Annotated in this window: 19 protein-coding genes; 11 read left to right on the forward strand and 8 right to left on the reverse strand. The window is 45.3% G+C overall.

All coding sequences use genetic code 11. The features are described from left to right. The first annotated feature begins 576 nt into the window (after positions 1-576). Together FC82_RS02540 and FC82_RS02545 are read left to right on the forward strand one after the other, a co-directional pair. Positions 577-1356 carry a hypothetical protein gene (locus FC82_RS02540; protein ID WP_056996125.1) on the forward strand — a complete coding sequence of 260 codons (780 nt, stop codon included), beginning with the start codon at positions 577-579 and terminating at the stop codon, positions 1354-1356. 66 nt (positions 1357-1422) lie between these two features. Further along, a complete protein-coding gene (locus FC82_RS02545) occupies positions 1423-2304 on the forward strand; it encodes an LPXTG cell wall anchor domain-containing protein (protein WP_161939769.1) in 882 nt (293 codons plus the stop codon). Positions 2305-2430: 126 nt separating this feature from the next. Here FC82_RS02545 and FC82_RS02550 read toward each other — a convergent pair whose 3' ends face one another. Beyond that, entirely contained in the window at positions 2431-2958 is a 528-nt protein-coding gene (locus FC82_RS02550) for a hypothetical protein (RefSeq protein ID WP_056996126.1), read from the reverse strand. A 236-nt stretch (positions 2959-3194) separates the two neighbouring features. On the opposite strand from FC82_RS02550, the gene FC82_RS02555 reads away from it, so the two are divergent. Continuing rightward, positions 3195-3899 carry a matrixin family metalloprotease gene (locus tag FC82_RS02555; RefSeq protein ID WP_056996127.1) on the forward strand — a complete coding sequence of 235 codons (705 nt, stop codon included), beginning with the start codon at positions 3195-3197 and terminating at the stop codon, positions 3897-3899. Between the two features lie 185 nt (positions 3900-4084). On the opposite strand, the gene FC82_RS02560 is transcribed toward FC82_RS02555, so the two are convergent. Beyond that, positions 4085-4840 carry an SDR family NAD(P)-dependent oxidoreductase gene (locus tag FC82_RS02560; protein ID WP_054761390.1) on the reverse strand — a complete coding sequence of 252 codons (756 nt, stop codon included), beginning with the start codon at positions 4838-4840 and terminating at the stop codon, positions 4085-4087. A gap of 27 nt (positions 4841-4867) precedes the next feature. Continuing rightward, on the reverse strand, positions 4868-6043 hold the full coding sequence (locus FC82_RS02565) for an NADH-dependent flavin oxidoreductase (protein ID WP_082620145.1): 1176 nt from the start codon (positions 6041-6043) through the stop codon (positions 4868-4870). Between the two features lie 123 nt (positions 6044-6166). Between FC82_RS02565 and FC82_RS02570 the strand changes: the two genes are divergently transcribed. Then, positions 6167-6697, forward strand: a complete 531-nt coding sequence (locus FC82_RS02570) for a TetR/AcrR family transcriptional regulator C-terminal domain-containing protein (protein WP_054761385.1) — start codon at positions 6167-6169, stop codon at positions 6695-6697. 61 nt (positions 6698-6758) lie between these two features. Further along, positions 6759-7454 (forward strand): hypothetical protein, encoded by a 696-nt coding sequence (locus FC82_RS02575; protein ID WP_056996128.1) that lies wholly within the window; start codon positions 6759-6761, stop codon positions 7452-7454. A 145-nt stretch (positions 7455-7599) separates the two neighbouring features. Here the strand turns inward: FC82_RS02575 and FC82_RS02580 are convergent, their stop codons facing one another. After that, positions 7600-8136, reverse strand: a complete 537-nt coding sequence (locus tag FC82_RS02580) for a TetR/AcrR family transcriptional regulator (RefSeq protein WP_054761382.1) — start codon at positions 8134-8136, stop codon at positions 7600-7602. 96 nt (positions 8137-8232) lie between these two features. Here FC82_RS02580 and FC82_RS02585 point away from each other — a divergent pair, with 96 nt between their 5' ends. Further along, positions 8233-8970, forward strand: coding sequence for a hypothetical protein (locus FC82_RS02585; protein ID WP_054761381.1), 738 nt, complete (start codon positions 8233-8235; stop codon positions 8968-8970). Between the two features lie 275 nt (positions 8971-9245). Here the strand turns inward: FC82_RS02585 and FC82_RS02590 are convergent, their stop codons facing one another. After that, entirely contained in the window at positions 9246-10151 is a 906-nt protein-coding gene (locus FC82_RS02590) for a LysR family transcriptional regulator (protein ID WP_056996129.1), read from the reverse strand. Between the two features lie 80 nt (positions 10152-10231). On the opposite strand from FC82_RS02590, the gene FC82_RS02595 reads away from it, so the two are divergent. From FC82_RS02595 to FC82_RS02610, 4 genes are all read left to right on the forward strand, one after another. Then, on the forward strand, positions 10232-11203 hold the full coding sequence (locus FC82_RS02595) for a DMT family transporter (protein ID WP_065101507.1): 972 nt from the start codon (positions 10232-10234) through the stop codon (positions 11201-11203). Positions 11204-11217: 14 nt separating this feature from the next. After that, the gene (locus FC82_RS02600) at positions 11218-11880 is read left to right on the forward strand and encodes an NAD(P)H-binding protein (protein WP_054761373.1); all 663 of its coding nucleotides are present in this window, start codon (positions 11218-11220) and stop codon (positions 11878-11880) included. A gap of 122 nt (positions 11881-12002) precedes the next feature. Continuing rightward, positions 12003-12584, forward strand: coding sequence for a TetR/AcrR family transcriptional regulator (locus tag FC82_RS02605; protein WP_054761369.1), 582 nt, complete (start codon positions 12003-12005; stop codon positions 12582-12584). A gap of 161 nt (positions 12585-12745) precedes the next feature. After that, positions 12746-13417: a YczE/YyaS/YitT family protein gene (locus FC82_RS02610; protein ID WP_054761364.1), complete on the forward strand. Its 672-nt coding sequence runs from the start codon at positions 12746-12748 to the stop codon at positions 13415-13417. 120 nt (positions 13418-13537) lie between these two features. Here FC82_RS02610 and FC82_RS02615 read toward each other — a convergent pair whose 3' ends face one another. The 3 genes from FC82_RS02615 to FC82_RS02625 form a co-directional block, all read right to left on the reverse strand. Then, complete coding sequence (locus tag FC82_RS02615; protein WP_054761363.1) at positions 13538-14329, reverse strand: alpha/beta fold hydrolase; 792 nt, start codon at positions 14327-14329, stop codon at positions 13538-13540. A gap of 20 nt (positions 14330-14349) precedes the next feature. Further along, positions 14350-15159, reverse strand: a complete 810-nt coding sequence (locus FC82_RS02620; protein ID WP_056996131.1) for an alpha/beta fold hydrolase — start codon at positions 15157-15159, stop codon at positions 14350-14352. A gap of 374 nt (positions 15160-15533) precedes the next feature. After that, positions 15534-15959, reverse strand: a complete 426-nt coding sequence (locus FC82_RS02625; RefSeq protein ID WP_054761357.1) for a MarR family winged helix-turn-helix transcriptional regulator — start codon at positions 15957-15959, stop codon at positions 15534-15536. A gap of 393 nt (positions 15960-16352) precedes the next feature. Here FC82_RS02625 and FC82_RS02630 point away from each other — a divergent pair, with 393 nt between their 5' ends. Continuing rightward, on the forward strand, positions 16353-17195 hold the full coding sequence (locus FC82_RS02630; RefSeq protein ID WP_054761355.1) for an alpha/beta hydrolase: 843 nt from the start codon (positions 16353-16355) through the stop codon (positions 17193-17195). Positions 17196-17898: the final 703 nt, after the last annotated feature.

Below are 17898 nucleotides of genomic sequence, written 5' to 3' on the forward strand. Positions count from 1 at the left end.
AGAATCAAAACACGCCTGCTTACACTGTCAACTGGGCAAAAGAGTGAAAAATAAAAATGAGTTTTTTCTGAGTAAACGCCCATTTTGTAATACTGAATTTTATAAAAATAACCCATAATTACCGGTGATGTATGCAAAAATCACACATTAATTGTGTAAAATTCACAAGCCAATCATAATATTAAGTTATTAAGTGATAAGCGAATACAATGTCAGCCATTAACGGTGTTGATTGAAACCTATATAAGATTAGGAATACTTTATATGCTTTATAATAAATATATGTCTGACTTAAAACAATTGCCTTTAATCTCGATATAGTTTTGTGAAAAAGGCAGTTTAGGTATTGATTGTGATAAAGGGCATTAACTATATTTACAAGAAAGTTACAGGAATGTTACATTTGACATAGCAATAAAATCTTATGGTAAGGTACTTCATATCGAAATAATGACGACCAGGCCTGGTGTTTATTTTGATGTTTCATACAACTCATGAGTTGATTGTTCACACCTATGTCAACTATTTTGGGAGATGTAACTGATTTCAAAATTGAGTAGGAACAACCGCAAACAGATGCAGCAAAATGCTGATCCGGTGGCGACTTTGAAGCTTTATAAGTCAAAGTCGCGCTGGATTGTTAGTAAGCAAGTTACAGGAGTAATCGTAGCGGCTGCTGTAGTGAGTGCAGGGCTTGTTTTTGGAAATTTTGATCAGGTGTCAGCCAACGCTATTTTGGAATCACCTAATGAAGAAGCGATATGTCAAGATTCTGAAAAACATCATTCAGGCGATGTTCCAAAAAAGAGTAGTGCAGGTGCTCAGGAGAACGCCATTCCAAGTAACGATGATTTATCAGCGATGCCGCAGGATAATGTTGAGACTGATACAAATAGCAGCAGTCCGGATAACTCAAGCAGTGTGGATCAGCAAGTTAATAATAAGACAATTTCCGGTGACCAGGCAGACAACAATTCTGTAGATACTAATCGATCAATTACTAGTATCGACCTTGGCGTTTCAAATGATTCTGAAATTGAACAAGCAAAAATGCAAGCGAAGTTAGAATATGAAAAAGCTGGTACACCTCAACAGATTACGGCTGATAAGGCAACTGAGCAACAAAATCAGGGCAGTACCGGTAGGAAAAATCAAAATGATCGCCTTCATTATTCTGCTCATAATTCTAGTCATTCGGTTAGCCTTACCAGGTCCACTTGGTACTCTAAAAACGGGGCGCTGACAAAGCGGCAGGTAAGCACAGTTACGTCGCTGAACAGTATTCAATCACCAGAAGAATTGCGAATGACTATTAAAAAGAATGCGAACGCGACTCAATTCACCAATTTTGATTGAAGCTTGTTGCAATTCCCAAATCAGATAATCATTAGTACAACCTTTAATTATATTTCAAAACTGGATATGAATATTCAGTTAGAAACAAACGCTAGTGGTTTAGATTCGTTTGCGACCAGCATTGGTTTCGGGTTTGTGGACAATCATGCATCGACAGTGCTTATTACACCCATGCAATCTGGGCAAATTTTCAAAAACAAAACAAGTGTCCTTATTTTGAGTAAGATTGGCTACCATAGCTACTCAATGATGACTGGCCAAAGTAGCATTGAATCCAAATATTTAATTATTGAGACGCAGGGTTCGGACAAGGTGTTATATTCAAACGGTACTAATCCAGTTTGTGTTCTAGTTTCAAAACGCCAATTTGCTTTTGCAAGTTTAACCCAGATCAGTGTTTTTCCAAAAACGGATGAACCTACTAGTGATAATCATGCCAACACCTCTCATAAATCCGGCAATTCAACATCTTCGACAAATGATAAAGAAGGTGACAGTTCAACAGAAACATCAAATATGCCTGAATCAGTAGTAAAACTAACTAATAGCCCTCGGATAGACGACCCTGTTTCAGGACTGCATTATGGGAATAGTGACGAACAAACTGGAATAAATGAGAAGGAAGAACCACAAAACATTTCAAAAAAACGTTCGCGTAAGATCTCACAATTGCATTCCCAAAGAACAGATAATCCCCACGTTGATTGTACAGGCAACACTGCTTCGTTAGCTCCAACTAGCGATGGCAGCGCAAGTACCTGTAAAAAAACAATCGCTAGTGAGGTCTCTTCCTCCCCGAAGACACCTCAAAATGCAACAAATGTTGATGCTCAAACATTGCCACAGACGGATGAAGAGCAACCCAGTTCCATACCAGGCTGGGGCATCCTTGGTTTATTAGTCTCCTGTTTGGGTTTTGGTGTTGCAAAACGTAAACGAGAAGGGTAATAACCTAAAGTAGTTAACTGACCTTTATGCAGTAGATTTCACAATATTGTTTCCATTCCCCTTTAAAAGAACCCCAGCCATGTGCGGCTGGGGTTCTTGCTATGATTGCTGACTAATTATCGAAACTCATTCACCCACATAGGGCTTAGACAAAACATCAATCACTGTCATGCGTTTAAAGTTGTCAGTTTGTTTGATCACGCGTCCCATGTCGCCCTGATTTCGTTTGTAGTCAACGACAAGTCGGCCAACGTATTCGCTAAACTTCGGGTTCAACGTCAACGGATAATGATTGTACATGCCGTTGGGCGTCACTGCAATTTCGGCATGATCGAAGCAGCCGATAAATAACCATGAATCTCTAGTTTTGTAGCGCACAAACTGTAGCACTAACTGGTTTGGCTTTAGTTTGTAGTCGCTTCGGACACGTTTAGGATACGGCAGATTTAATCGCGAATAGGCGGCTTCAGTTTTGCTGATATACCCGATGTATTGCATGAGCTTATCGCGCTGACCATGAATAAAATAATCGAGCGGATTTTGCAGTTCTTCGCTAAAATCAGCTGGGTGTTCATTGTTAATGACGACTGGGTAAGTGCTGAGTTCATTGTCATTAAGGTTGAATAGATCTTGTAACGTTTGGTAGTTTGACATTGTTTTCCCCACGAGTTCGAAATTTTTGACACCTTTAAAGTATATCCGAACGGGAACTCCCATGTGGATTAATTTAGAAATATTCCTAAATTGAATAGTCAATTTGTTTAATTCTGTACGGATTGTGATTTAGCCAACAAATGCTTGACCAAGTGAAGCAAAATTGACACGCTTGTACCAACTTGGTGGTACGATATTGCCAGGGAGAGGTTGACACTTTCTAAGGAGTGATTGACATGATCCAACTCACAAGAAAGCGTCAACTAGCGTTATTGTTACTCACGATGATCTTAGCAATTATTCCCCCAGTCGAGAGTTTGGCCGCCATCACTCCGGTGTACCCGTGCCGCTTTCCAACGGCGACAGCGACGGTCAAACTCAACGTGGGTGGTTACTACGGCAAAATATGGCAAAAGGCCATTCAGGCTTGGAATAAAACAGGGGTGTTTTCGTTCAAACTCACGACAGCATCAAACGCGCAAATTCAAATTACAGGATTGCCAAAAGGGGCGTATTCCACGACATATGTTGGCATGACATACATCTATCACGATAACAACGGCAATATTTCCAGTGATCAAACGTACCTCAACACCGCGTTGTTAAAAGCTGCGCACTATACGAAAACTCAGGACGTGCACGTGGCGGAGCACGAATTAGGCCACACGGTCGGGCTGGCACACAATCCGGGTGAAAAAAGTGTGATGTACTATGCCAACCGTTATTATCCGATTGAAGCCGTCGATAGTGAGGCAGTTCGCACGCACTATGCGATGAGCACTGCCGAAGATCGTATTTTGACGATGCCGAGTGCGGATTCGATGACCAAACAGGGCATCCGTCGGCTGATGCTGTTTGATTCAGCGCTGAATCCCCTGAGCGTTGATCATGATATTCAGTTTGTGAAAGTATCGGATGATGAGCCGATTCCGTTCACGTAACACCCAAAAAAATGTCATTTTCCATTTTTTTGAGGTTCTTAAAACACCATGTTTGAAGAGAAAATAAAAAGCGCCGTTTCATCAGCAGTGAACGGCGCCTTTTTGTTTCGAAAAACAATCTGTTAATAGGATCCTTAGCTTAGGAAAATAGGCGCCACACACAGGACTCAATGTTTTTACAGTCCTTATTCCTGTGGCTTAACCTCGATCCCTTTAAACGCAGTATACCCATCATCCGCAAACACAGTTGTCCCGTTGATTGCACTCGCTTCATCCAGTGATACAAGGTAGATGACGTTCGCAATTTCCTGCGGTTCGATCACGCGGCCTTTCATATGCATGGCCGCGCCAAAACTGGCAGTGAAGCCATCCATCATTTCGGTGTGGACCCAGCCAGGGGCAACGGACACGGCACGGATGCCAAAGGGGGACAGTTCCCGAGCCTCGGCAGCGGTGAACATTTTGACACCGCCCTTACTGGCATGGTAGGCCACGTTTTCGGGGTTGGCGAGGAAACCATCGATGGAGCCGACGTTTACGATGACGCCGGCCTTTTGTTTGGTCATCACCTTGGCTGCATAGTAGCCCATGTTAATGGTGCCCATGAGGTTGACGTTAATGACCGCTTGAATATCCGCCAAGTCGATGTCCGTAAACGACAACCGTTTGCCAACAATCCCGGCCACGTTAGCGAGGACGTCGATTCGCCCATACTTTGCCATCGTTTGATCAATAACGGTCGCGCATGCTTCTTTGTTGGCCACATCGCAGGTGAAGAAGGTGACTTCACCTAGTTTAGTCAATTTTGCCATGGCGGCGTCGATTTTTTCCTGCTTGTCGATGCCGGCAATCAAAACTTTGTCGCCGTTGGTTAAGAACTTTGCGACGGTCTGGTAACCGATGCCGCTGGTGCCGCCGGTAACGATAACGATTCTGCTCATGATAAACCCTCCATTTTTGTGATAAACTTAATTAAAAATAACGTTGAGCGCTTCATCTTCGGAAGCCTTGGCGAGACTGGGTTCAAAGCCGATATTGGCGCCGTGGCGTTCCATGTTGGCGAGGTAACGGAAAAATGATTCTGGAATCCCCAGCTCCTCCAGGTCGGTGACCGCTAGTTTGTAGCGAATTGTTGTTTCCGTGTGGTTGCTGACCTTTTGCACCCAGTTGGGCTCGCGAAGATTTTCGCGGCCAAGGGCGACAAACGTTGCACCGGCAGCCATGACCTTGTCAGCCTGTTCGGGAGTTTCGATACCGCCAACGGAAATCAGCGGGGTTTGGTGGGTAACGACCAGGACTTTGTTTAACAGCGGTTCTGGGTCATTGTGATTGTTTAACGAGGTCCGCCAGGCATTGCCCATGGACATGTGCAGGTAGTCGAGGTTCAGTGTGTCCAATTTGGCAAGCAGCTGCAGTGTATCTTCAATGCGAATGCCCGGCTTTTCAATTTCCTCCGGTGAAAAACGATATCCCAGAAGAAACGGGTTTTGAGCGTCCTCATGAATTGCGGCTTGCGCGGCGGCAATGACTGCCAGGGGGAAGGCCATGCGCTTCTCCAGCGTACCGCCCCAGTCATCTGTGCGCCGGTTGGAATGCGGTGAGAAAAACTGTTGCAGCAGATAAGTGTTGGCGCCGTGTAGTTCAACCCCGTCAAAGCCGGCTTTGATTGCGCGCCTAGTGGCTGCCCCGAAATCGGCGATGGTTGCACGAACTTCCGCGTCAGTTAGTGCGCGCGGTGTTTCGGCATCCGGACGCAGCGCGGCAACGGCACTGGCACTCACGGGTTGCTGCCCGCGCAGAATGGCACTATTGGTCATTCGCCCAGCACTGAAGATCTGCAGGACGGCCTTGGTGCCGTTTGCATGGATCTGCTGAGCGACCCGGGCTAAATCGGGGATGCAATGGTCATCAGCGACTGACAATTCGCCCTCGAACCCTTTACCTAAGGCGTTCACGTTGGCGACTGGCGTAATGTACATCCCAACGCCTCGCGAGTGAATCCTGAAGTAGTGCAGTTCATCGGTGGTCACGGCGCCATCGGAGAAGGACATGGATTCAGTCATTGGCGGTACCACCACCCGGTTTGACACAGTTACCCCTGATTGGAACGTGTAGGGATTTAAAAAACGATAAGACACGATCATCACTCCATTTCGTTGTTCAATAGGTCACATGTTAGCATGGGACCGCTTCCTTGAACTGAACACATCGAGGTGGATGTTCAAAACTGGATGATTGTCACGAAATGTCTAGTGGAGGTTATTCATATGGATAGTCGCAGACGGTTGCTCACAGCGATGCATGATCTGCTGGGGCAGAACTCAATTGAAAAGATAACCGTGAAGCAGCTGCTTGAGACAGCGGATGTCAGTCGCGGGACGTTTTACACTTATTTTCCGGATAAGTACGCGTTGATGAACAGTTATTTTCGCGACGCTGTTTACCAGCACATGCAGGGGGCTGTTTCAGACCCGTGGGTGACCATCCTGGAAAAGGGCGGTCTATTTTTGAAAGCGAATCAGGCTTACTTTACCGAAGCGATGAAGTCGAACGGTCAAAATTCGTTTTTGGAATTTTGGGTTGATGACTCGTTGAAAAACGTGCGCTACGGTCTGTTATTGCGGAGCGGAAAACAACGGTTGTCCGAACTGGATGAACAGCGGATCCAGTTTTTCGTGGCTGGGTATACCCAGTTGACCCGCAACTGGATCGTTAGCGGCATGGTCGAGGATCCGGTGCAGCTGGCCGAAACCATTTATGATTTGATGCCGGCGGAATTAAAGCGGTATTTGTGGTAATCGGATAAGTTCAGGTACATACTAGTTTAGAGAATCAGGCATGAAGAAGGGGGTGCTCACTGTGGCAAAGAATGGCTCACCATTAAATTTTCGGCAGTATTGGCAATCAAAAAAAGACCGCACCGTGCTCTACAGTGCGGTCTCAACGCCGTTCAGCGGGTTACTGGCTCTGACGAAACTGGTCATCGGTTTCGCAGTAATGTCCATGTGGCTGTTAGGATTCGGCTGCTTTTACTTGGTGATGGTGGCGGCAAAGGGCTGGTTGTTTTACCGCTATTCCAAGTTGCGCATCAACGAACGGGAAGTCACTGATGACCCTGATTTTGCGCTCAGTGAATACTTTAGTGCCGGCCTGTTTTTCATTGGCCTTGGCGCCATCTTCGCGGTCTTTTGTCTTTCGATGTATTTTAACGGCTACCACCAGCATTTCAGCGCCAATGTGACCTACATCATCGCCCTGATCGGCTTCGTTAAAATTATCAATTCTTCCATCAGTCTGGTGCGGTCGCGCAAACATCACAACCACCTGATCACGATTTTAAAATTGTTCAACGTGGTGGATGGTGCGGTCGCTATCGTTTTAACGCAGTACGCCATTTTAACGCTTGAACGCTCCGCCAACGCCAACTCAAGCAGCGGTTTATTCGGGTTTGGCATTGGCATCGTTATCGTGATACTGGGTGTTTGGTTCCTAGTACGCAGTCGTCAGCGCGGTGCGGCTAATGGCCGGCAGGGTCTCGATGATGAGCATCGCTAGGCGGTCTGATTCAGTTGCCTAGCTGGTCGCAGTGTTGTACCGGCAATTTGCGGTGTCTGGTGCTGGCATTTGTTGTACTGTTTGCAGATAAACGCTGGTTTGGACTATAAAAAGGGTGGCGAAATCGGTTGATTTCGTCACCATTTTAATTTGTATTCAGGTCTAAATTTCTTTCAACTAATCGTTTCACCGTTTTTGACAAGTCCTGTCGCGAAAAGTCACCCTGATGATTGATCCAATACACGTAAACGTCCACGATGCCGCTGCTGGCATAGCGCATCGTAATGATATCCTGCGGTAATGGCTGGCAGGAACGAATGCTCAACATTGTCGTAAACAGCATTTCATTTAAGGCTTGAATCAGTCTTTCTTGCCGGTGATTGAAGCACAAGTTTGTAAAACCTGCCAAATTTTCATCAAAAATCTGGTCAAACGTGGCAATTAAATTCGTTTCGGTGGTGCTGGGTGCCATCAGTGTTTGGCGGACACGGCTAGCGAGCTGATCTTCATAATTGTTGAAGACTTCCAGCACGTTATCGTAGTGCAGGTAGAATGTCCGGCGATTGATACCCGCTTCGCGACAGAGGCCGGTGACCGTGATATCGTCTACCGTGGTCGTTTTCAGTAACCGAAACAGGGCGGTTCGTAACGCAGTGATTGTTTTTTTTGCACGTGGATCCATTGGTTGCCTCCTAATTCACACTTTTACGGTAATTGTGGTTAACCCATTGGTACTATCGGGTTATATTATACACAATTAGCCAAGGAGGCGATATTGATGTACACGATTCAACAAGTAATGCATATTGTGTACCAAAACCAAACGGCGGTCATCATCATGGCGCTGATGACGTATGCGTTCGGTTTTGCACAGTACATTACCAGCATGGTGATGCAGGTGCACGACAAGGAAGCCCCGTTTTATTTTTGGATGCACGCGTGGTATTTTGCCCACGATTTGACGTTTTCGCTCTTATTTCATCAGTGGTTCTACGTGGTCCATTTCTGGCTGTTTGAAGTACTATGGGCCGGTTGCGTGGTATTTGTTGGCATTGAGCTGTTTTCACTTTTCTACTCGGTAAAATACGAGCGTAATATCATTTGGCGCAAGTTCTTGAAACACGATGTGACCCTCAACCAGGGCTGGTTGTACGGTATTTGCGGTTACATCTTAGGTTTTGCGCTGTTCTTTCTCATTCGACTCGGTATCGGCGACCAGATGTGTTTAATTTTGATGATGTCCACCAACGCCATCTTAGCGTTAGCCGTTTCGTTTAAACTACAGGAAATGGGTGACCGGCGATTTGGCACGATCATGCTGGGCTGGTACACGCTGTTTGGCACAATTTTTACGTTTATGCCGAAGGGCTACGGGTTCTTTGCGACTTTGATCCAGCCGCTGGATGGCACCTGGTTCAGTGTTCTGGGCGTGATCTGTGTGGTGTTTGCGATTCGGTATTTGGTGATTGCTTATCGGTTACCGCGGAGACACGTATTACGGGAAAACCTTGATTAATCGCGTATTAGTATCTGCTTTTACGGGTCTCAAAGTTCATTCTAATGCAGATCGACTTTATCAGACGCTTTAATCGTTCAGTGAGTTAATAGCACGTTCATTTGTGATTTGTTCAAAAGTCCCTGTAGGTAATGAACCCTTTACTCTAGCACGGCCTCGTTATCTAGACTAAACAGCCGATTTCGGCTATATAAGCGTGCCAAGCTGAAAATCTCGAAAGATTTTCAGCTTGGCACGCTTATATTTTTAGAAAATACGCTTTTTGTCCCAATAGCTCATCTGGTTTGACCAGAGGAGAGAAGCTGACGGCTGGTTTGAATGAAGGCTTTTACCTCGGGTAATGCATTTTGAGCGGATACAAGGCCATATGGGATTTCGTAGGCCCAAGGCATATTCAAAAATTTGAGATTTGGGTGGATTGACTGCCAAGGTGCGATGGCCTCAATGAGGTAGTTTTCAGCCACGCTGCGGTTAAAACTGCTCAGATCATAAAATGATGGGAGATCGTGGATTCGAACGGCAATCTGGCGACTTTTAATTTCTTGGCGGATGGCGTCAATGGTATGGGAAGCACCGTCTTTTAACAGTAAAAGATCCTGGTCTGCGAGATCTTGCCAACTCAGACTTGTTTTTTGAGATAGCTTATTTTGAGATGGCACGCCAATTTGACACTGGTAGGCACCTAATTTTTGAATTGCAAACTGAGTGGTCAATTCCACAGTGTCATATGGGCTGACAAAGCAGTCGATTTGTTTTCCAAGCAGTTGAAAGAGCTGGTGAAGGCCAGTGCCGTCATCGGTAAAGGGGACGATTTGAATTTGGAAATCAGCCTTCAAGGCTGCCTGCTGCGACCACAGATCAATTAGCGGTGCGCAGGAGCGCAACAGTGACGTGCCGACGCGAATTGTTGTCACCTTGTGAGCTGCTAACAGGCGGGTATGGTCGATGATGGCTGTGGATTCCTTTTGCAGTTTGAGTGTTTCACGGTACAGATTGTCACCGGCGGCTGTTAATGTCACGCCGCGTTTTGATCGGCTAAACAGCGGAACGCCAATGTCGGTTTCGAATTGGTTGATCTGTTTCATCACGGCGACTGGTGACAAATAGAGTTGCTGACTGGCTTTTGAAAAGCTCCCTGTTTCGGCCACAATTAAAAATGTTTGCGTTTCTTTTGAGAGCATTGTTTTCTCCTTTTAACTATTAGTTAACACCAGTGTATGCCTTTTGATACTTCTTTAACACTGGTTTGACTGCTAAACTAATGCAGTGGTACAGGAAAGAAGATGAATCAGCGTTTCTCTTAAGCGTGATTCCGGTTTTCATGGGTGCAGAGATTGCCTCACAATCGGCTATTAATTCTAGGTTAAAATCCTATACGCAATCGCCATATGTTGCGTCGACCATTTCTTTTTTGGTTGGCGCAGTTTTCTTAATGGTTCTGACACTCATTTCAGGGCAATCACTTGGGGTTTCATTACTCATTATTCGTACACATCCTTGGTGGATGTGGCTAGGCGGTGTTACCGCAGCGTTTGCGCTAACGTCCAACGTTATTTTGTTTCCGATTCTCGGTAGTATCCAAACGTCAGTCCTGCCAATTGCGGGCCAACTGTTTATGAGTCTTGTCATTGACCAGTTTGGACTGTTCCATGCCCCGGTTGCTCACTTTACCTGGCTGAAATTTGGTGGGGTCATTGCGTTGTTTATTGGCATGCTGCTGGCGACCAAAATGCTTCGCGTGCATGACAAGTTTGAAGAGAAACAGCGAACATCGCTATCTCAAGTCAAGTGGCAATTTTTGGGCCTTATGGCGGGAATTTTACTAGCCATTCAATCCGCCATCAACGGCTATTTAGGTAGGGTTTTGCAGTCACCGGTTCATGGCACCATGATTTCTTTTGTGATCTCATTTGTGCTGCTGTTGCTGCTTTCGCTGAGTATTCACCAGCCGTTAAAACAGGGCGTGCGTCGGGGTGTTCATGTGCTTCGTCATGAGTGGTGGATCGGAATCGGCGGTTTGCTGGGCAGTAGTTATGTTTTTTTGAGTGCGTGGCTGGTCCCGATTTTGGGCACTGGTCGGGTCATCATTATTGCGCTGTTTGGCCAATTATTATTCAGCGCCCTGATCGATCAGTTTGGCTGGCTGCACGCCGACAAAAATAGTATGACGCGTCTTCAGTTTCTTGGGTTGGTCGTTATGTTGGCAGGAACAATCATTATTAATCGAAGCTAGAAAGGATTGGGATTATGAAAATATTTGTAATTGGTGGTACAGGTAGAGTTGGTTCTCAAATCGTATCAAATCTCAAACAAGTCGGTCATACAGTTGCCGGGTCGTTTAATCGGTCAACAGCTGACAGTGACGTTTTGGTTCATTTGGATTTGCATGATTCTGTGGCAATTAATCGAGAAAAATTACGCGGTTACGATGTGGTTTATTTTGCGGCTGGCTCTGCCGGCGGTGATTTAGTTCAAGTCGATCTGTACGGATCCATGAAAATCATGCAGGCGGCTAAAGAAGCTGGCGTCAGTCGGTTCATTCAGATTAGTTCTGCGGCCATTGGGTCGATTTTTCATGATGATTGGTATCGGGGGCCTCATGGTGATTATTTGGATTACAACATTATAAAGTACGTTTCTGATGAGTGGCTGATTCACAACTCAGGGTTGCCGTACACGATTTTACGCCCAGGCGTTTTGATGGATGAATCCGGAAGCGGTAAGGTTACCTTTGATGTTCACCACCGCACTTACAATGCCATTTCGAACGTGGCATTGGTTGCTGCAAAACTATTGGATTATCCGCGCACCATTAATCGGGTGATTGCGATGGGCGATGGTCATTTGTCAGTTGACGATGCGCTGGCTGAATTGCCGCCTGTTAAAAGCGTGCATCAAGCAGGTAACTGATTCGACAGGAATTTATTAACTGATAAAGCAAAATAAAATGTATTTAAAAGCGAGTATTGACTCGTTTTTATTTTTGATTTATTATGTAGACCAGTTGTTATAATCGTGAAGGGAGTCGTGAAATGACTGAATCAGTTCGAGAAAAACTCATCGCAACAGCTGCGTCATTGTTTCAAAAACAGGGGGTTCGCGCCACCGGTTTAGCAGAAATCCTGCGTGTGAGTCAAACGCCAAAGGGGTCGCTATACTACTATTTTCCACATGGTAAGGATGAGTTGACAAAGGCGGCGATTGCTTACGCTGGTGCCCAAAGTGAGAACCGTGTTAAACGGACGTTGGCCAGTGATGCGGATCCGACTAAAGCGTTCACTCATTTATTTCAGGAAATGGCAGATGACATTGCTTCGTCCGGGCATTTAAATCATGTGTCCATCAGTTTAATTGCCTTAGAGACGATTGATGAACCCGAATTGCAATCAGCATGTGCCCAGGTCTATTCGCGCCTTGAAATTCTATACACGTCGAAACTGATCGAGATTGGCATCAAAGATGATGTTGCCCGCGACCTTGGTCAATTCATCCAAGCCACGACTGAAGGAACGGTGACGATTGCCGCAACAAAACAGCAACCCAAGTTGTTGCTAAAAACGGCCAAGCAGGTGACAACCCTGATTCGGCTGACGTTGGCAAACCAAAAAGCGTGATTATGGGTTATTTGTGAGGCTGATTTGATTCGGTATTGATTCGGTATTGATTCGGTATTGATTCGGTATTATTGGTCAGTTTTATAAAATCTTGGGTTAATCGTCAAGATTTTAATGATTAAATGGTTAGTTAACTAAGCAGTTCAAAGGAGCATTTTTATATGAAAACAGGCAACGCGCCAGTACGTATATTGTTTTATTTTGCTGGCTTATTTATTATGACGATTGGTATCTCCCTGTCAGTTAAATCTGATCTGGGTGTTTCACCCGTGAGTGCCATTCCGTACACAATGACCGTGGTCTGGGGCATTGAGATGGGCAAGGCCACGATTATTTTTCACACTGGGCTAGTGTTGATTCAAATCCTGTTGCTGCGCAGTAGGTTTCAACTTCGCAACGTTTTGCAGATTATCGTTGGCGTTATTTTCGGGTATTTTACGACGTTCTGCAACTTCATGGTGAGCTTTTTGCCAACGCCGCACTTCATTGCGATTCGCCTGAGCATGATGGTTGTCAGTGTGATTCTGATTGCCATGGGCATATTTTTCTACGTTCCGGCAGATATCATGCCACTTGCCAGTGAGGGGATCATGCTGGTAATTGCAGAGATGACCCATTTTGCATTTTCCCGAGTTAAAATATCATTTGACGTGTTAATGGTCATTATTTCATTAACGATATGTCTGATTTCGATTCACCAGTTAGGCAGCGTGGGAATCGGGACGGTCATCGCAGCCGTTTGTGTGGGGCTGGTTTTAGGTATAATTGTGCGTTTGCTTGGTGGCTGGCGTTATAGGATCCTTCATCATGGGCAACGTGGCATGGAAAATTAGAGGGTGTCAGGGTTATTTTTTTGCACCGCAATATGTAGACCAGTTGGTATAATTAATGATAAAGAAACGCGCATCAAACCTCGTTGAGATTTGATGCGCGTTTCTTTAATCGTTAAGCAATCAATTTTTAGTGAAATCATGGACCACTTGATTGAAATGTTCCGGATCCTCAAAGAACAGGAAATGGCCAAAATGTTCAAAGTATTCAAATTGCGAATTTGGAATGTCCTGGTGCACTGCTTTGATCAAATCGGCATTGAAGAAATGACCATCGCCAGAAATGACAAGCGTTGGCAGGGTAATTGATTTCACTACAGTATGCCAGTCGGTGACGCCGTGGTTGATCAACAGGTCAGCTTGAAAATCAGGGTTGCCGGTTGAGGAAGCCTTAACGAGGTCGCTCGTGTCCATTCCGGGATCCGCCTGTGTATTTTCAATCATGTTCTTCATGCCAAGCGGTAAGTTTGCTCGGAGTTTTTCAGATAGTTCTAACAGACCGTTATAGTCCAGAAAGCCCCAATGATTTTTCAGTGTATCTAAGGCCAGTTCTGGTTCATCCACGAAGATGAACTTGGCTAACCGGTCGGCTTGGAACAATTCCCAATATGACCAGCCAATCGAAGCACCCATGGACCAGCCAAGGAAGGTGACGTGATTTAATTCAAGATGATTCAAAAGTTCGTGGATGTCCGTCGCCAATCGAGAAATATGCGCACCGGTTTTGGCGGATGACGACTTCCCGTGTCCCCGTAAATCAAGCGTCACAACGTGGAATGATTCCGCTAATACCGGAATGTTTCTCTCATAGTAATCGTGGGTGGTGCCAAAGCCGTGGACCAGTAAAAGCGGTTGGCCGTCACCAAATTCTTCAAAATAGAGTTGGACGCCATCAGTTGTTGTGTAATAAGCCACTATGAACCCTCATTTCTTGATTATTGTAATTGAAACTGCTTATTTTCGACAAATTCAGTAACGAGTTGATTAAACTTTTCCGGGTACTCGAAAAACAGCATGTGGCCAGCATCGCTAAAGCGTTCAAATCGACTATTCGGGATCATGTCGCTCACATGTTTGGTGCTCTTCCAATTAACGAGGCTGTTTTCACCGGAGAAAACGAGGGTCGGTAATGTGATGGTCGGCAGCACATCGCTCCAATCCAGCACGTGGTGATTGAAGATCAGTTGCGACAAGAAGTCACCGTTACCCAACTGTGAATCCGCCACCAAGTCATCGATATTCAGTTCTTTTTTATGTAGGAGTGAGCGGATAAAAGTTTCAATCGTGGCGTCGGTGTGATCACGCATGTTGTTTTGAAAAGCGGTTAAGTCATCCATCGACATCGCGCCGGTTGGGTTATCCGGGTCGGCAGCTGCTAAAGCCGGTTCGTCCACGAAGATGAACTTTGCGAGCCGGTCGGCGCCAAATAGATCCCAGTAGTTCCAACCAACGGAAGCGCCCATCGACCAGCCGAGATAGGTGACATTTGTCAGATTCAGTTCCGTCAATAAGCCGTGAATGTCGGTTGCTAAGCGTGAAACGCGCGGTCCTTTCGTGACTTTGTTTGAATGGCCTTGCCCCCGTAAATCAACTGCAATCACGCGAAAATGCTTGCTGAGTTCGGGAATGTTTTTGCGAAAGTAACGACTCGTGCAGCCGTAGCCATGCGCCAGCATTAAAACCGGACCGGCACCGGTATCGGTGAAGTAAATGGGTGTGTTATCTGAAGCTATGCATTGTGTCATGATCTAACCTCCTGAAATTAGAATGTATTTCATTTTAATATAATGGAATTTTAATGTAAATACTCTTTTGGGTCTTATTCACGGATTTCGATCGTGCAAAATCGTTGGCGCGTTGGTTGATGACTTGTCGACGTGTTTTTTAGCTACATGTCTAAACATCAACAAACAGTCAAAAGCCACCTGAAGCGCTAATTGTGCTTGATAAGCATTATTCATTTATTGATCATCCCCATATGATGGTCACATTGAAGTGACAACAGCTTGCGGTGGAAGACCGAGCACATCTTTTCAGGAAAGGTATCACACGCTCAACAAATAAAAATGATCTAAAAGCGCTGAGGAAGGCATCATTTCTCAGCGCTTTTTGGGCATTTTTATTCTTTTAGTGCACGTGTAAGTGATGACTTTAAAAGTGCACAGAGCTGGCTTTCATCATTGACGGTGAACATTGTCTGATAGGACCGGTTTAAATCTGTCCATAGACGTGCCAGCGTGGGTTGAAGCTGCCGGCCATCGATCGTCAGGCTGACAACAACGTGACGACCGGCGTTTTCCCTTTTAATTAAGGTACGTTGTTCAAGTTGATTTAAAGATCGGGTGATGGTTGATTGGTCAACAGAAAGGATGTCCGCCAATTGTGTGGGTGTTGTGGTGTCATCGCCGTTTAGCGACATTAAAATAAATGCACAGGCTGGTGACAGGGCGGCGCGTTTAAACTGTTGGGTGCAGCGTTTAGTTAGTATTTTGGTAAAGCGAACACTGGCAAAGTACAAAGAGTCAGTGAAGTTGATTTCAGTCATGAGCAATGCTCCTTTGGGTAGCTGTTATTGTTGTCTAGTATACCGCCAACAAGGCGTTGATGACGCGCATGTGCAATATTGAGGATTTAGCGCATAGCAACCTAAACTGAACCTTAAGAACAGAGCTAATAATTAACGTTTTTCGGTTCTACTTGACATAACAAAAATTATGCTGAGTTATCCATTTGCAAAATGAATCACTCAAAAAGACTGATATGATGGCGCTTAATTGCTATTTATGTCGCTGATTCTCGAGTTCTTTCAAGCTTGCTTCACAGAATGAAAACTTAATTATTTTTTCCTGCTCTTCACCCTAGAATTGGCGTAAAATAAATTAATTGAAACAATTCACGCGGTCAACTGAAGTTGCGTGAAGGTGCGGGGGAATGCGGCATGAGGAAACGACTTTGGGTCATTGGGTTGACCATTTTGATTACAATGCTTGGCTTCAGCCAGTTTACGGATGGCAAGCAAGCGAGTGTGAAATCGCGGCGGACGGCCGTAGCCACACTCTATATTCACGGGCATCACGCGGATCCGGGGGCGATGAACTTTCTAATGGCCAGTGCGGCCTGGCAGGATAATGCCCACTTTGTCGTAACAGCGACCGTTTCACCACAGGGACAAGTGCAGTTAAGCGGGAAGTGGCCGGCTGGCACGCAGCATCCGTTAGTGAAAGTGTTGTTTGACAACAATCACACCCGCAATTATCGCTTGTTACGCGTCTGGTTGCACAACGTGCTGGTTGCGCTGCATCACCGGTACGGGATTAGACGGTTTAACGTGGTTGCCCATTCCTTGGGAAACGCGGCTGTCATGAACTACGAGTTGGCCAACAGCGATAAACGCGGACTGCCGAAACTACAAAAGTACGTGGCCATTGCCGGTAACTTTGACGGCATCCCGGGGTGCCATAAGAATCAGCACCCAAACTACATTATGGCAGACGGTTTGCCGCACTGGCGGGCACCTTGGTACAAGTTTGCGTACCGTCACCGCGGCCAGTTTAACATGCATCAAGCCTCTGTATTGAACATCTACGGTAATTTGCGCAACGGTACGGATTCTGATGGGAAAATCTTAAACGCCAGCACAAAATCGCTGAAGCCTTTGATTAAGGGACACGTTGGCCATTACCAAGCCAAAGAATTTGTGGGTGAAAATGTACAACATCGACGCTTGCGGGAGAATCCGCGTGTGGCTAATCGGGTGGATAAATTCTTGTTTAATGAGTAGCCGCTTTACATGCAATTGCGTCACCTAGGACAAACTGGGTGACGCTTTTTTATGTGGGGTGGTTAATGATGCTCAGCCCTTGGTAAGGACACAGGCTCAACGTGGCCTGTAATTTTCCCAACACTGTAGGTACTAGGGTGATGCGTGGTGGGATCATCAATTGAGCCTAATTGGTTTCCATTTTGTGGTTGTTTTGACATACATGTTATAGCACATGTTGTTGTACATGCACTATAACATGTACTATATATTTTGTGCTGGATATCGTTTGCTCTAAGTAAAACCAAATTGTGAAAAAGTGTCATTTAAAGCGATAATACAATCTTTCCGATGCGCAATCTTTCCGACGAAATTTCAGAATTGCCTCGCACGCTTTGGCGCACATGTTGACTCAACAGGCACGCCCAAAAAACTGACTGATTTACTGACCCAAAATATTGAATAAGTGAGGAATGATTCTTTACAAAAATATCGAAGCTTTACCAGTTTGACTCATGAAACCGCAGTGCAAAGGGTCTCACTACGATTGCTCTGATTGTATTTTTATTCATAATACATTTACGAGATTGTTACATGAATATATATTTGTCCAGTGCGTCTTTTATTCAAATCGCTTCCAAGACAATTTAATTGCATTTCGCCTTTTTGAACAGTAGTCTAAATCATGATTATGAACGGACAACACAACAAAGGAGACGACCTT

Source organism: Secundilactobacillus collinoides DSM 20515 = JCM 1123 (assembly GCF_001435975.1).
Taxonomy (GTDB): Bacteria; Bacillota; Bacilli; order Lactobacillales; family Lactobacillaceae; genus Secundilactobacillus; species Secundilactobacillus collinoides.